Origin of the sequence: Pseudonocardia sp. UM4_GMWB1, from assembly GCF_017312155.1 — a bacterium.
GTDB classification, from domain to species: Bacteria; Actinomycetota; Actinomycetes; order Mycobacteriales; family Pseudonocardiaceae; genus Pseudonocardia; species Pseudonocardia alni.
This window is the reverse complement of sequence record NZ_QJPN01000001.1, coordinates 3616712-3630254: the sequence shown is the minus strand read 5'-3', so window position 1 is coordinate 3630254 and position 13543 is coordinate 3616712. Positions and strand designations below refer to the sequence as shown.

General features: G+C 74.7%; 15 protein-coding genes. 12 read left to right on the top strand and 3 right to left on the bottom strand.

The annotated features are described in order from the left end of the window. Nucleotides 1-55: 55 nt before the first annotated feature. Nucleotides 56-1228 (bottom strand): acyl-CoA dehydrogenase family protein, encoded by a 1173-nt coding sequence (locus tag DMP15_RS17300; RefSeq protein ID WP_073575070.1) that lies wholly within the window; start codon nt 1226-1228, stop codon nt 56-58. Between the two features lie 125 nt (nt 1229-1353). On the opposite strand from DMP15_RS17300, the gene msrA reads away from it, so the two are divergent. Both msrA and DMP15_RS17290 read left to right on the top strand, forming a co-directional pair. Further along, nucleotides 1354-1866 (top strand): peptide-methionine (S)-S-oxide reductase MsrA, encoded by a 513-nt coding sequence (gene msrA / locus DMP15_RS17295; RefSeq protein ID WP_073575069.1) that lies wholly within the window; start codon nt 1354-1356, stop codon nt 1864-1866. 198 nt (nt 1867-2064) lie between these two features. Continuing rightward, nucleotides 2065-2679 (top strand): DUF4234 domain-containing protein, encoded by a 615-nt coding sequence (locus DMP15_RS17290; RefSeq protein ID WP_253067974.1) that lies wholly within the window; start codon nt 2065-2067, stop codon nt 2677-2679. 23 nt (nt 2680-2702) lie between these two features. Here DMP15_RS17290 and DMP15_RS17285 read toward each other — a convergent pair whose 3' ends face one another. After that, entirely contained in the window at nt 2703-3275 is a 573-nt protein-coding gene (locus DMP15_RS17285; RefSeq protein WP_073575367.1) for a L,D-transpeptidase, read from the bottom strand. Between the two features lie 313 nt (nt 3276-3588). Between DMP15_RS17285 and DMP15_RS17280 the strand changes: the two genes are divergently transcribed. Continuing rightward, nucleotides 3589-4167 carry an Rv1733c family protein gene (locus DMP15_RS17280; protein WP_073575068.1) on the top strand — a complete coding sequence of 193 codons (579 nt, stop codon included), beginning with the start codon at nt 3589-3591 and terminating at the stop codon, nt 4165-4167. Between the two features lie 25 nt (nt 4168-4192). Here DMP15_RS17280 and DMP15_RS17275 read toward each other — a convergent pair whose 3' ends face one another. Next, nucleotides 4193-4627 carry a pyridoxamine 5'-phosphate oxidase family protein gene (locus DMP15_RS17275; RefSeq protein WP_073575067.1) on the bottom strand — a complete coding sequence of 145 codons (435 nt, stop codon included), beginning with the start codon at nt 4625-4627 and terminating at the stop codon, nt 4193-4195. 81 nt (nt 4628-4708) lie between these two features. On the opposite strand from DMP15_RS17275, the gene DMP15_RS17270 reads away from it, so the two are divergent. The 9 genes from DMP15_RS17270 to DMP15_RS17230 all read left to right on the top strand — a co-directional run bounded on the left by DMP15_RS17270 (nt 4709) and on the right by DMP15_RS17230 (nt 13518). Then, nucleotides 4709-5692 carry an AraC family transcriptional regulator gene (locus DMP15_RS17270; protein WP_073575066.1) on the top strand — a complete coding sequence of 328 codons (984 nt, stop codon included), beginning with the start codon at nt 4709-4711 and terminating at the stop codon, nt 5690-5692. Between the two features lie 11 nt (nt 5693-5703). Further along, nucleotides 5704-6654 (top strand): LysR family transcriptional regulator, encoded by a 951-nt coding sequence (locus tag DMP15_RS17265; protein ID WP_073575065.1) that lies wholly within the window; start codon nt 5704-5706, stop codon nt 6652-6654. 85 nt (nt 6655-6739) lie between these two features. Beyond that, complete coding sequence (locus DMP15_RS17260) at nt 6740-8047, top strand: FAD-dependent oxidoreductase (RefSeq protein ID WP_179759996.1); 1308 nt, start codon at nt 6740-6742, stop codon at nt 8045-8047. 55 nt (nt 8048-8102) lie between these two features. Beyond that, nucleotides 8103-9383, top strand: coding sequence for an aconitase X (locus DMP15_RS17255; protein WP_073575063.1), 1281 nt, complete (start codon nt 8103-8105; stop codon nt 9381-9383). After that, on the top strand, nt 9380-9817 hold the full coding sequence (locus DMP15_RS17250; RefSeq protein ID WP_062394624.1) for an aconitase X swivel domain-containing protein: 438 nt from the start codon (nt 9380-9382) through the stop codon (nt 9815-9817). The genes DMP15_RS17255 and DMP15_RS17250 overlap by 4 nt, the downstream gene beginning before the upstream one ends. Beyond that, complete coding sequence (locus DMP15_RS17245) at nt 9814-10254, top strand: Rieske (2Fe-2S) protein (protein WP_337826168.1); 441 nt, start codon at nt 9814-9816, stop codon at nt 10252-10254. The genes DMP15_RS17250 and DMP15_RS17245 overlap by 4 nt, the downstream gene beginning before the upstream one ends. Beyond that, on the top strand, nt 10251-11381 hold the full coding sequence (locus tag DMP15_RS17240; RefSeq protein WP_337826167.1) for an amidohydrolase family protein: 1131 nt from the start codon (nt 10251-10253) through the stop codon (nt 11379-11381). The genes DMP15_RS17245 and DMP15_RS17240 overlap by 4 nt, the downstream gene beginning before the upstream one ends. After that, entirely contained in the window at nt 11378-12493 is a 1116-nt protein-coding gene (locus tag DMP15_RS17235) for an amidohydrolase family protein (protein ID WP_337826166.1), read from the top strand. Before DMP15_RS17240 ends, DMP15_RS17235 begins: the two co-directional genes overlap by 4 nt. Further along, the gene (locus DMP15_RS17230; RefSeq protein WP_337826165.1) at nt 12490-13518 is read left to right on the top strand and encodes an ABC transporter substrate-binding protein; all 1029 of its coding nucleotides are present in this window, start codon (nt 12490-12492) and stop codon (nt 13516-13518) included. The genes DMP15_RS17235 and DMP15_RS17230 overlap by 4 nt, the downstream gene beginning before the upstream one ends. Nucleotides 13519-13543 lie beyond the last annotated feature (25 nt).

Sequence of the window (13543 nt, the reverse complement as noted above, 5' to 3'; positions counted from 1 at the left end):
TGCGTGGCGATCATGGCAGGCCCCGATGTGTGCCGACTGTGCGTGGGCTGAGGGCTCACCAGCGTTCCAGGCCCCCGCGCTTGACGAGCTGGGCGGCGATCACGTTGCGCTGGATCTCGTTGGTGCCCTCCCCGACGATCATCAGTGGGGCGTCGCGGAAGTACCGCTCGACGTCGAACTCGGTCGAGTAGCCGTAGCCGCCGTGGATACGCACCGCGTCGAGGGCGACCTCCATCGCGGTCTCGGAGGCGAACAGCTTCGCCATGCCCGCCTCCATGTCGCACCGTTGTCCGGACTCGTACCTCCGGGCGGCGTGCAGGATCAGGCTCCGTGCGGCGGTGATCTTCGTGGCCATGTCGGCGAGGTGGTTGCCGACCGACTGGTGCTGCCAGATCGGCTTGCCGAACGACTCGCGTTCCTGGGCGTAGGCCAGGGAGTCGGCGAGGGCGGCGTCGGCGACGCCGAGTGCGCGCGCGGCGACCTGGATCCGGCCGGTCTCCAGGCCCTTCATCATCTGGGCGAAGCCGTGTCCGGGCTCGCCGCCGAGCACCGCGTCGGCGGGGACGGCCATGTCGGTGAACACCAGCTCGCAGGACTCGACGCCCTTGTAGCCGAGCTTGGGCAGGTCCTTGGACACGGTCAGGCCCGGTCCGTGCTCGACGAGCAGCACCGAGATGCCGCGGTGGCGCGGCTCGGCCGCCGGGTCGGTCTTGCACAGCAGCGCGATCAGCCCCGAGCGCCGCGAGTTGGTGATCCACGTCTTGGCCCCGTTCACCACCCAGCCGTCGTCGGTGCGACGGGCATGGGTCGTCATCGCCTGCAGGTCCGAGCCGCCGCCGGGCTCGGTCAGGGCCATCGTCGCGCGCAGCTCACCGGTCGCCATCCGCGGCAGGTAGCGGTCCTGCTGCTCGCGGGTGCCGAAGGCGACCAGCAGTTTCGCGACGACGGTGTGCCCGCCCATCGCGCCGGCCAGGCTCATCCAGCCACGGGCCAGCTCGGCGGTGACCAGGGCGTAGCAGGGCATCGACACCGGGGCCTCGCCCCACGGCTCGGGGACGGCGAGCCCGAAGATCCCGAGCTGCTTCATCTGCTCGATGAGCTTCTCGGGATAGGTGTTCGCGTGCTCCAGTTCCCGCACCACCGGGCGGACGTCCCGGTCGACGAAGTCGCGCACCGTCTCCACGACGGCCTGTTCCTCGGTGGTCAGTTCACCCGTGCCCGCTCCCATGTGTGTGAGCATCGGTCATCGGCGGGGCCGGCGCGAGAGCGGGAGACCCGTCGTGCGCGACGGAACATCGGCGGTGCCCGCACCGTTGTAGCCGTCGAGACCCGACACAGGGAGGTTCAAGCCTGATGACCGAGACCGCGATCCTCGCCGGTGGGTGCTTCTGGGGTGTCCAGGAGCTGCTCCGCGAGCGCCCGGGCGTCGTGTCCACCCGGGTCGGCTACTCCGGCGACCCGAACACCCCGAACGCGACCTACCGGCGCCACGGCGACCACGCCGAGGCCGTCGAGATCGTCTTCGACCCGGAGCGGATCTCCTACCGCGAGATCCTGGAGTTCTTCTTCCAGATCCACGACCCGTCGACGAAGGACCGGCAGGGCAACGACATCGGCCGCAGCTACCGCTCCGCGATCTTCTACACGAGCGAGGAGCAGAAGGCGGTCGCCCTGGACACCATCGCCGACGTCGACGCGTCCGGGCTCTGGCCGGGCCGCGCGAGCACCGACGTGGAGCCGGCCGGTGACTTCTGGGAGGCCGAGCCGGAGCACCAGGACTACCTGCAGAAGTTCCCCTACGGCTACACCTGCCACTTCCCGCGCCCCAACTGGGTGCTGCCGCGGCGGGCGGCCAGCACGAGCTGACCTGTAGCGACACCGCTCACGAGCGGGTCAGGACGACCACCGGGCGGCCCGGTGACCTCCCGGACGATCTCCGGGTCGTCACCGGGCCGTCGGTGTCTGCGCCGGACGGGGCTAACGGCGGTGCCACGGACGGCGAGGTCGCGGTGGACGGACGCGGGGTCGCCCGCGTCGCTCCTCCGCGCAGATCGGACCCCGCCGATGACCTACCCGCAGCACCCGTCGGACCCGCGCCGGCTCCACCCCGCCGGCCCGCAGCCGGTCGGACCCCCGCCCTCCGGTGACGTCGGGTACGGCGCCCCGACCGGCCGCGTTGCTCCAGGACCGCAGCCGTACCCGGCCCCCGTTCCGTACAGCGGCCCTGGCACGGGGCTGGACCCGTGGCGCCCCGGCGAGCTCGCGGCGCCGCCGCATGCCCCGGTCGGGCTGGCGATGAAGCGCCGCAACCCGGTCGCGGTGTGGCTCGGCCTGCCACTGATCACCCTCGGCATCTACGGGCTCGTCTGGTACTACAGGATCCACCGCGAGATGGCGGAGTTCGACCCGCGCCGTCAGGTGCCCGTCGCCGGGCCGCTGCTGGTGCTGCTGTTCCTGGGCTGGACGGTCGTGGCGCCGCTCGTGTCGTTCTACAACACGGGGCAGCGGATCGCCGACAGCCAGCGCTCCGCGGGCCTGCCCGTCACCTGCAGCCCGGTCGTCGGGCTGCTGCTGTGCTTCGTGTTCGGCCTGCAGACCCTCTACTACCAGACCGAGCTGAACCGGGTCGTCGACGCCTACCGGGCGCCCGAGGGCACCAGGATCGTCCTCCCGGGCTGACCCGCGGACCGGGTCGGTGCAGCTCAGACGCGGCCGTGGGCCTCCGCGCGGTGCCTGCGCTCCACCGACCCGTTCACGACCTGCACCTTGTCCCCGACCTGCAGGGTGTCGAAGAACCGCTTCGCGTCGCGGGCGCCGAGCTTGACGCACCCCGCCGACTCGCGGCTGAGGTCGCCGCCGTGGAAGGCGATCCCACCGTCGGCGAAGAACACCGACCACGGCATCCGCGCCGGGCGGCCGTCCGGGCCGGGGAACTCGCCGCTGCGGTGGTCGGCCTCCTTGCGGTACACCCGGAACGAGTGCCCGACGGGGGTGGCCTTCCCCTCGCCCCCGGTGGTGACCCGGAACGGTCCGCCGGTGACCTTCCCGTCGCGGACCAGCCACGCCTGCCGCGTCTCGAGGTCCACGCACGCCCGCACCGACGCCGCGCACGGGGTCCCGGGGGCGGCGGGCTCGGCGTGCGCCTGCTTCGCGACCCGGCTCTGCTCCGGGTCGGCGGTGGCGATCGCGGTGCCACCCAGCCCCACCCCGGCCACGAGCACGAGCCCGGTCACCAGAACGCCACGACGGCGACGGAGCCGCTCGGTCCGGGACATGCCCACCTCCACGTCACAGATCACCCACCCGGGTGACATCGGGGCAGACGCCCGTCCGGGTGCCGCGGTTGCCCGGGCGAGCCCCGTGGCGGCGAGTGGGCTGCGGTGCACGGCGAACGGGTGGAGGGCGGGCCCGGCGGCGGATCGCTGCGCGGCCGACCGCCCGGGTACGGGAGGGGACCGCACGGCGTCCGAGGGCGTGATCTCCGTCCCGCAGGGATGTCACGGGGCGATAACGGGGGTAGTCCTCGGTGATCGCCTCCTCACCCGCGGTGGTGGGGAGGACCCGTCGTGACCGACCCCAGGAGGAACGATGCGCGCAGCCGACCGGCCGGGCTCCGAGCCGGGACCCGCTGACCGGCTCCGTCGTCGGGCGTCCCGTCGCGAGGACCTGCTCGCCGTGCTGCTCGGGCTGCTGGCCGCCTGCGGGCTGGTCGTGGCGTGGCTCGCCGGTGCCGCGGCCCACGGGTCGGTCCTGGAACGGGGCGCGGTCGAGGCCCGCCAGCGCGTGCCGGTCGCCGCGACGGTCACCGCGCGGGCGAGCGCGGTGGGTGACCTGCAGACCGGCCAGCAGTCGCTCACGCTGAGCTGGACCGGCCCCGACGGGCAGCCGCACTCCGGCGGCAGCACGCTGCCCGGCCTCTACGACGTCGGCGACCGGGTGCCGGCCTGGGTCGGCACCGACGGCCGGCTGGCGCCGCCGCCGTCGACCCCCGCCGACGCCGTCACGGTCGCCGTCGCGGCCGGGTTCATCACCGCCGTGATGTGGGCCGCCGTGGTGTGGGTCGCCGGGCGGCTGGTCTTCGCCTGGAACGGGCGCGCGTTCGCCCGTGCCTGGGAGGAGGACTGGGCGGCTGTCGAGCCCGGGTGGTCGGGCCGTCGCACCCCCTGATCCGGGCGCCCGGGCCGGACCGGGGTCAGAACCTCAGCCGGCGCACCCGCTCGGGGTGGACCACCAGCCGCACCTGGTCCTCGGCGAGGATCGCCGCGAGGTCCGCGGCGCGCGCGGGGTCGTCGAGGTCCCAGTAGCGCTGCGCCAGCCGCTGCGCCAGCGCGTGTGCCCCGTCGGTCTCGACGGTCGTGGAGCCGTCGACCGCGATCCAGCGCTCGCGTTCCCCGACCGGCGCGGCGACGACGAGCGAGGCCCGCGGGTCCGCCCGCCTGCGGCGGATGTGCAGCGACTCCGGTCCGGTGAACAGCTGCACGGTGCCGTCGTCGGTCGCCTCGAACCAGACCGGGCGGGGTTGCGGCGGCACCGGGCCGCCCGCGACGCTCAGGAAACCGTGCAGCGGGCGGGCGAGGAAGACGCGGTCGTCGTCGGTGAGTGCGGTGCGGCTGTCGGTGCTGGGCATGGGTCCACGACACCACCCCAGCGCGGACGACGACATGGGTGAGACGCCGGAACTCCTGTCCGTTCGTCTAATCTCGGTGCGGTGGACCCCTTCGGTGACCTCGTCCGCGGGCTGCGGTCGTACGGCTCGCTGTTCGGCAGCACCACCCTGACCCCGCCCTGGTCGCTGCACTTCGTCGACGGCGCACCGCTGACCCTGTGCGCGATGCTCACCGGCGCGGGGTGGATCCTCGTCCCCGGTGCCGACCCGGTGCGGCTGGCCGCGGGGGAGACCGCCGTCGTGCGCGGCCCGGCCGGTTTCCACGTGGTCGACGAGGTCGGCACCCCGGCCGAGCCGATCGTCTGCGGCGTGGACTGCGCGACGCCCGAGCAGGGCGGCACCCGCCACCGGCTCGGCTGGCACGACCCGGCGCCGGCGCCGGGCAGCGACGCGAGCACCCTGATCACCGGGGCCTCTCCGGCCGGGGGCGAGGTCGGCGCCCGGCTGCTCGACGCGCTCCCTCCGGTGCTGCGGGTCGGTGCCGGGGGCAGCGGGGACACGGTGCTCGACCATGTCGCCGCCGAGGTCGCCGTCGACGCCCCCGGCCGGCAGGTGGTGCTCGACCGGCTCCTGGACTGGCTGCTGGTCTGCACCCTCCGCGAGTGGTTCGACCGGCCCGACGAAGGCCGACCGCGGTGGTGGACGGCCCAGCACGACCCGGTGGTCGGGCGGGCGCTGCGGCTGCTGCACGCCGACCCCGCGGCGGCCTGGACCGTCGCCGGGCTCGCCGCCGCCACCGGTGTGTCCCGGGCGACGCTGGCCAAGCGGTTCAGCGACCGGGTGGGCGAGCCGCCGCTGACCTACCTCACCGGCTGGCGGATGACCCTGGCGGCGGACCTGCTCCTCGCCGAGCCCGGCGCGACGCTGGCCGGGATCGCGCGCCGGGTCGGGTACGCCGACCCGTTCGGCTTCAGCGCGGCCTTCACCCGGGTCCGCGGCGTCACCCCGAGCGCGTTCCGCCGGGGTGAGCGGCAGGGCGGACGGCACGGTGACCGGATGGGTACTCCGGACGGGGTGAGCGGCTAGCCTGCGGCGCCGTGACGACCCCGCCGACGGTCCGGCTGGCCAACCTCGACCTCAACCTGCTCGTCTCCCTGCGCGAGCTGCTGCGCGAACGCAATGTCACGCGCGCCGCCGCCCGCATCGGCATCTCCCAGCCCGCCGCCAGTGCGGCCCTGTCCCGGCTGCGCCGCCACTTCGACGACGACCTGCTGTCCCGCCACCCCGGCGGCTACGTCCTCACCCCGCTCGCCGCCCAGCTCGTCGAGCAGGTCGAGGGCGTCTGCTCGGCCGCCGAGCGGCTGTTCGGCACCGGCCACGGCTTCGACCCGTCGAGCGCCCGGCGCGGGTTCACCCTGCTCGTCGCCGACTACACCGTCGCCGTGCTCGGGCCCGCGCTGTCCGCGGCGGCGGCCCGGCGCGCCCCCGGCATCGAGCTGCGGCTGCGGCTGGTCCGCGAGTCGTTCTCCGCCGACATCGGCGAGACGATCCGGCTCATCGACGGCCTCATCGCCCCGCCCGCCGCCCGCTTCGAACGGCCCGAGCTGCGCTCCACCGCCCTGTTCGACGACCGCTGGGTCTGCGTCGTCGACGCCGACAACCCGGTGGCCGCCGGGCCGGACCCGACCCTGGACCTCGACGAGCTCGCCGCGATGCCCTGGGTGGTGCCGTTCGCCCCGGACCGCGGCATGTCGGCGGCCGCGCCGATGACCCGCCAGCTCGCCCGGCTCGGCGTCGAACCCGACATCAAGGTGCGGGTGGAGAGCTACCTGTCGGTGCCCTACCTGGTCGCCGGGACCGACCGCGTCGCGCTGCTGCAGGAGCGGCTCGCCCGCCAGGTCGCCGACCGCCTCGGGCTGGTCGTGCTGCCCTGCCCGGGCGATCCCGGACCGATCCGCGAGCGCCTCTGGTGGCACACCGACCTCGACCCGGACCCGGCCCACCGGTGGCTCCGTGAACTCATCGTCGAGCTGTCGGCCACCCTGTAGAGCTGCGACTATTCGTCCGGTCGATGGTCCGGCAGGCGAACGTTCTATTTCCGGGGCGGCGCGCGCCGTTCCTAGTGTGTGAGCCATGCCTCACCCGCTGACGCCCCTGCCGGTCCACGCCGTGATCCGGGACGCCCCACTGCGCGCCGGCGACCCGGCCGAGCACGCGGTGACCGCCGACGTCTGCATCGTCGGCTCCGGCATCGCCGGGCTCTCCGCCGCCGTCGAGTCCGCCCGCCTCGGCCGCGACGTCGTCCTCGTCGACGCCGCCCCCGTCCTCGGCGGGCAGATGGTCAACTCGCTGATCGGGCTGTTCTGCGGGGTCTACGGCAACGGCCCCGAGTTCCGGCAGCTGACCCACGGCCTGTTCGACTCCCTGTTCCCCGACCTCGAGGCCGGCGGCGACCTGTTCCGCCGTACCGGCCACACCCTCACCGTCGGCTACGACGAGGTGCGCCTCGGCCGCTGGGTCGAGGACACCGTCCGTGCCCACGGCATCCGGGTCCTCACCAACGCCACCCTCACCGGCGTCGAGCGTGACGGCGACCGTGTCCTCGGCGCCCGCTTCGCCACCCGCTACGGCGCGGTCGACGTCACCGCGGCCGGGTTCGTCGACGCCAGCGGCGACGCCGCGCTCGCCTGGGCCGCGGGCCTGGAGTGCCGCCTGCCCGACCGGGAGATCTACGGCAGCCAGCAGCTCGTCGTCGAGCACCTGGACACCGGTGCCGCGCCGGAGCCCGGCGAGCTCGCCGCCCGGGTCGCGGCCAAGGCCGACCAGTACGGCCTGCTCCGTCGCGACGGCCTCGCCTTCTACTTCCCCGGCCGCGACACCGCGGTGCTCAACATGACCCACATCGAGGCGCCGCTGGACCCGATCGCCGCCGCCGAGGCCCAGCTGGAGGGCAAGGCCCAGGCCGACCGGGTCGTCGAGTTCCTGCGCGCGGAGTTCCCCGAGGTGTTCGGCAAGGCCACGGTGCGCTCCTACGGGCTGCCCGGCCGCCGCCAGACCCGCTGGATCGCCGCCGTCCACCAGCTCACCGTCGACGAGGTCCGCGCCGGGACCCGCTTCGACGACGCCGTCGCCCGCACGGCCTGGCCGATCGAGCTGCACGACAGCCCCGACGGCTACGTCTGGGAGACCTTCGACGCCGACCACCTGCACTACGTGCCGCTGCGCTCGATGCTGCCGCCCGCCGCGTCGAACCTGGTCGCCGCGGGCCGTTGCATCGACGGGGACGCCGCGGCGCTGTCGAGTGTGCGCGTCATGGGGCCGTGCGCGGCGATGGGCCACGCCGCCGCGCACGCCCTGGACCTCGCCGGACCGCAGGGCAGCCTGCACGACGTGCCCGCCGACGCCCTGACCGACCGGATCCGGGAGAACGTCGAGGACTGACCCGTCCCACCGCCACCACCACGAGGAGACAGGCAACGATGCCCGGAGGCGCCCCGTGATACTCACCGACGACGACCGCAGGATGCTCGACGGGGCCGAGGGGCCCGCCGTCGCCGCCGCGATGGACCTGCTCACCCGCTACGCCGAGGCACTGGACGCCGAGCGGCTCTGCTCGGTCCGCAACGTGGCCGGGACCGCAACCCAGCCCTCCCCGCTCAAGGCCCGCCTGGTCGCCGAGGGCGGCTGGGACCGCGCGTTCTCGGTGATCAACCTCGACAGCGACACCACCCACGAGATCCCGCCGATGGCGGTGCCCACCTGCCAACTCCAGCAGGGCTTCGGCGCCGACGCGGCCGCCGTCGCGCCCTACCCGGCGCAGTTCGTGGAGCTGCAGGCCGACGCCGAGACCTTCTACGGCCGTCGCGGCGTCTCCATCCTCGCCACCTGCACGCCGTACCAGGTCGGGAACCTCCCGGTCCGCGGCGAGCACTGCGCCTGGATGGAGTCCTCCGCGGTGGTCTACGCCAACTCGGTGCTCGGCGCCCGCACGAACTGCGAGGGCACCGCGTCGACCGGCGCGGCCAGCCTCACCGGGCGCATCCCGTGCTGGGGCAACCACCACGACGAACACCGGCGCGGCACCCACCTGGTCCGGGTCGACACCCCGGTCGGCGGGTTCCTCGACTGGGGCCTGCTCGGCTACTTCACCGGCGACGTCGTGCAGGAGGCCCGCCCCGTCGTCACCGGGGACCTCGCGCTGCCCGACCTCACCGACCTGAAGCACTTCGGCGCCGCGGCCGCGTCCTCCGGCGGGGTCGAGATGTACCACGTCCCCGGCGTCACCCCCGAGGCACCGACCGTCGAGGCCGCGTTCAGCGGCAACCTCCCGGCCGACGCGGTCGTCTACGGCGCCGCCGAGCGGGCCGCCACCTACGCCCGGCTCAACGACCAGGGCACCAGCGCGTGCGTCGACTTCGTCCTGCTCGGCTGCCCGCACGCCTCGCTCGACCAGATCCGCGACGTCGCCCGGCTCCTCGACGGCCGCAGGCTGCACGACGGCACCTCGTTGTGGATCATGGCGCCGCGGGCGCTGGCCGCGGTGGCCGAGCGCAGCGGCTACACCGCCACCATCGAGGCCGCCGGCGCGAAGGTCCTCACCGACTCCTGCCCGGCGATGTCCCGCCTGGCCCCGCCCGGGACCCGGGTGTTCGCCACCGACTCCGCCAAGCAGGCCCACTACCTGCCCGCGATCCTCGGGATCGAGGCGTGGTTCGGCACCACCGAGGACTGCGTGCAGGCCGCGACCACCGGCCGCTGGTCGGGTGAGCTGCGATGACCGCGACGGTCGGGACCGTCCTGCGCGGACGGACCGTGGTGCCCGGCGTGGTCACCGGCGAGGCGCTGGTGTCCCCCGAGACCATCTCCGGCTGGGGCGGCATCGACCCGGCGACCGGCACGATCGTCGAGGCCCGGCACGCCCTGCAGGGCGTCTGCTTCACCGGGAAGATCCTCGTGTTCCCCGGCGCCAAGGGGTCCTCGGGCTGGTCGGCCTTCTTCCAGAGCACCCGGCTCCTCGGCACCGCCCCGCTCGGGATGGTCTTCACGGTCACCACGACGAAGGCCGCGCTCGGCGCCGTCGTCACCCGGGTCCCGGCCCTGGCCGACCTCGACGCCGACCCGGTGCAGGTCCTGCGCACCGGCGACCGCATCCGGCTCGACGCCACCGCGGGCACGGTCGAGCTGCTGGCCAGGGCGGGGGAGGGGACGTGAGGCTCGCCGTGCTGCCCGCCGACCAGCTCGCCCCCGGCGAGCACCGCGTGGTGCGGGTCGGCACCCGCTCGATCGGCGTCTTCCGGGTCGGCGACGACTACTACGCCCTCGCCGACCACTGCCCGCACCAGGGCGGCCCGCTGTGCCGCGGCTCCGTCGCCGGGGCACCGGTGGCGACCGGCCCCTCGGACGTGCGGCTCGACGAGGGCCACGTGCTCGTCGCCTGCCCCTGGCACGGCTGGGAGTACGACGTGCGCACCGGCCGCTCCTACCAGCCCGGCGACGCGCCCGCCCGCAGCCTCCCGGCGTCGGTCGAGCCGGGTCCGCCGGGCATGACACCCGGTCCGTACACCGCCGAGACCTTCGAGGTGACCGTCGAGGACCGCTGGGTGGTCGTCGACACCGGCCGCCGTCCCACCACCGAGGAGGCGTCATGACCAGCACCGCACCCGTCACCGGCCGGGCCACCGCCCGGCGTCGCGCCCGGACCCCGATCGTCGACGCCGACATCCACCCGGTCGTCACCGCCGACCGGCTCGCGGCCGCGCTGCCCGAGCCCTGGCGGCGCCGGTTCCTGCGCTTCGGGCTGCGCGGCGCGCCGCCGCCCGCGGTCTACCCCCGGGTCCGGCACGGCGGCATGCGCCGCGACTCCCATCCCGAGGCCGGCCCGCCCGGCAGCGCCGTCCGGCCCCCGGGCAGTGACCTGGACCTGATGCGCAGCCAGCTGCTCGACCCCTACGACGTCGTCGCCGGGGTGCTCATCCCGATGCAGGGCCACACCGCGGGCGCCGAGGAGCCCGCGTTCGCGGCTGCGCTGTGCCGCGCGTACAACGACGTGCTGGTCACCGACTGGCTCGACCCCGAGCCGCGGCTGCGGGCCAGCATCTGCATCCCGCACGAGTCGCCGGCGGAGGCCGTCGCCGAGATCGAGCGCCGCGCCGCGGACCCGCGGTTCGTGCAGGTCCTGTTCCCCAGCGGCACGTTCCTGCCGTGGTCGGACGCCAAGTACCGGCCGATCTACGCCGCGGCCGCCGCGCACGGGCTGCCGGTGGCGATCCACCTCGGCGGCACCGAGGGCCACCGCGGGGACGGCTGGCCGTCGTTCTACCTGGAGCAGCACGCGTGGTACGGCAACGCCGTCGCCGTCGCGCTGACCGGGCTGGTCGCCGGCGGCGTCCTCGAGGCGGTGCCGGACCTGCAGTTCGTGCTCGTCGAGGGCGGGGTGTCCTGGCTGCCGTCGCTGCTCTGGGGGCTCGACGACGCCTGGGAGCTGTGCCGCGACGACGTCCCGTGGCTGACCCGCCCGCCGTCGGAGATCGTGCGCGAGCGGGTGTGGTTCACCACCCAGCCGATCGACGAGCCGCCGGTGCCCGCACACCTGGCGACGACCTGGGAGCAGACCGGGATGACCGACCGGATCCTGTTCTCCTCCGACTACCCGCACTGGGACTTCGACGACCCGATCACGGCGCTGCGGGTGCTGCCCGCGGCGCTGCGCCGGCCGATGGCGGCCGCCAACGCCGCCCGCCTCTACGGCCTGACCCTGCCCGGGAGCGAGGAATGAGCGCCGATCCGCCCGAGGAGTTCGTCGACGCCGACACCCACGTCGCGCCGGCGTCGTTCGCCGACCTCGCGGGACTGCTGAGCCCGTACTGGCGCGACTACGCGGCGGGCGCCGCACTGCGCGCCGACCCCGTCCAGGGTGGCGCCTACCCGCCCGCGATGGTCGACGGGCCCGCCCCGCACGACGTCGCGGCCCTGCGGGCCGCGGTTCTCGACGCTCCCGCACCCGGGAGCGGCCGGGTCGGTACGGCGGTCCTGACCTGCACCACCGCGTTCGACGTCAGCCGCAACCACGCCTTCGAGGCCGCCCTGTGCCGGGCGGTGAACACCTGGACCGCGCAGCAGTTCCTCGACCACGAGCCCCGCGCCCGCGGCTCGGTCGCGGTGCCGCTCGGCGACCCGGCCGCGGCCGTCGCCGAGATCGAGCACTGGGCGGCCGACCCGCGCTTCGTACAGGTGCTGCTCCCGGTGCGCGGGCACGACCTGCGCTGGGGGCACCCGGTGTTCCGGCCGGTCCTCGCCGCGGCCGCCGCGGCCGGGCTGGTCGTCACCCTGCACGCCTGGGGCCGGGTCGGCAGCGCCCCGACCACGACCGGGTTCACCCACACCTACCTGCAGGACTACCTGTCCCACGGGCAGGTCGCCCAGTCCCAGCTGGTGTCACTGGTCGCCGAGGGCGCCCTCGGTGCGCTGCCGGGGCTGCGGGTGACCGTCGCCGAGTGCGGCTCGTCCTGGCTGCCGCCGCTGCTGTGGCGCCTGGACAAGGAGTGGCGCGGCATCCGCCGCGAGGTGCCGTGGGTGGACCGGATGCCGTCGGAGTACGTCCGCGAGCAGGTCCGGTTCACCACCGCACCGGTCCACCTGCCGCGCGATCCCGGCGAGCTGCACGACGCCCTGGACGTCCTGGGCGCCGCCGGGCTCCTGCTCTACGCCGGTGACCACCCGCACCGCCACGGCGACGGGGTGGCCCGTCTCCTCGCCGCCCTCGACCCCGCCGCCCGGGCCGCGATCCGCCGCGGCAACGCCACCGCGTGGTACCGCAGCACGGACACCGTCGCCCCACCCGCGCCGTCCCTCGCGTCGACCCAGCACGCACCGGAGGTCCCCCGATGACCCGCACGACGACCCGGCTCGCCGCGGTCCTGCTCGCCGCCTGCCTCGCACTCGCCGGATGCGGCGCGGGCGGCGGTGAGGACGGCCGCGACCGGATCACCTTCCTCAACATCCTGCCGATGGAGTCGCTCGGCTACGCCGCCGAGATGATCGCCGACACCAAGGGCTTCTTCGCCGCCCACGGTCTGGACGTGACCTTCGAGGCCACCCAGGGCTCGGCGCCGGCCATCCAGACCCTGCTCGCCGGGTCCGCGGAGATCTCCCGGATCGGCGACATCGAGACGATGGTCGCCGCGGGCGAGCGCGGTGCACCGCTGGTCGCGATCGGCGGTGTGGTGCACAACGGGCCGCTGCGTCTGGTCTCCTCGCAGCGGGCGCCGGTGACCGACGCCGCGCAGCTGCGCGGCAAGCTGGTCGGGACGCCGTCGGAGGGCGGCACCAGCTCGATCACCCTCGACCTCGTCGCCGGGTCGGCCGGGATCGCCCCCGCCGAGCTGCGCCGCCAGGTCGTCGGGCTCAGCCCCGGCGTGTTCGACCTGGTGAACACCGGCCGCGTCGACGCGTTCATCGTCTCGCTCGACACCGCGATGCTGCTGCAGGCGACCCGGCCCGAGGCCGTCGTCTACGACCCCAACGACGCCATCTCCGCCGGGTCGCAGATCTACGCCACCTCGAAGGCCACCGCCACCGATCCGCAGGAGCAGGACAAACTGCGCCGCTACCTCGCGGCGATCGCCGACGCCACGGCGTTCATCACGGCCGACGAGGCGAACGGCTTCGCCGAGACCATGCAGCTCATCGGCTCGAAGTACCAGGTCTCGGCGCTGGACCGGCCCGAGGTCGCCCGCGCCGCCCTCGCGTCCTATGTCGACGGCTACGCGGCGGGCCAGGGCCCGACCGGCATCGCCCCGCAGCGCTGGCAGGCCACCTACGACGAGGTGTCCTCGGTCGGTCAGGTCCCCGCCGGCCTGGACCCGGCGCAGTGGCTCGACGCCGGCCTCAACGGCACGGAGGGCACCCGATGAGCACCCCGACGACACGACGGTCCCC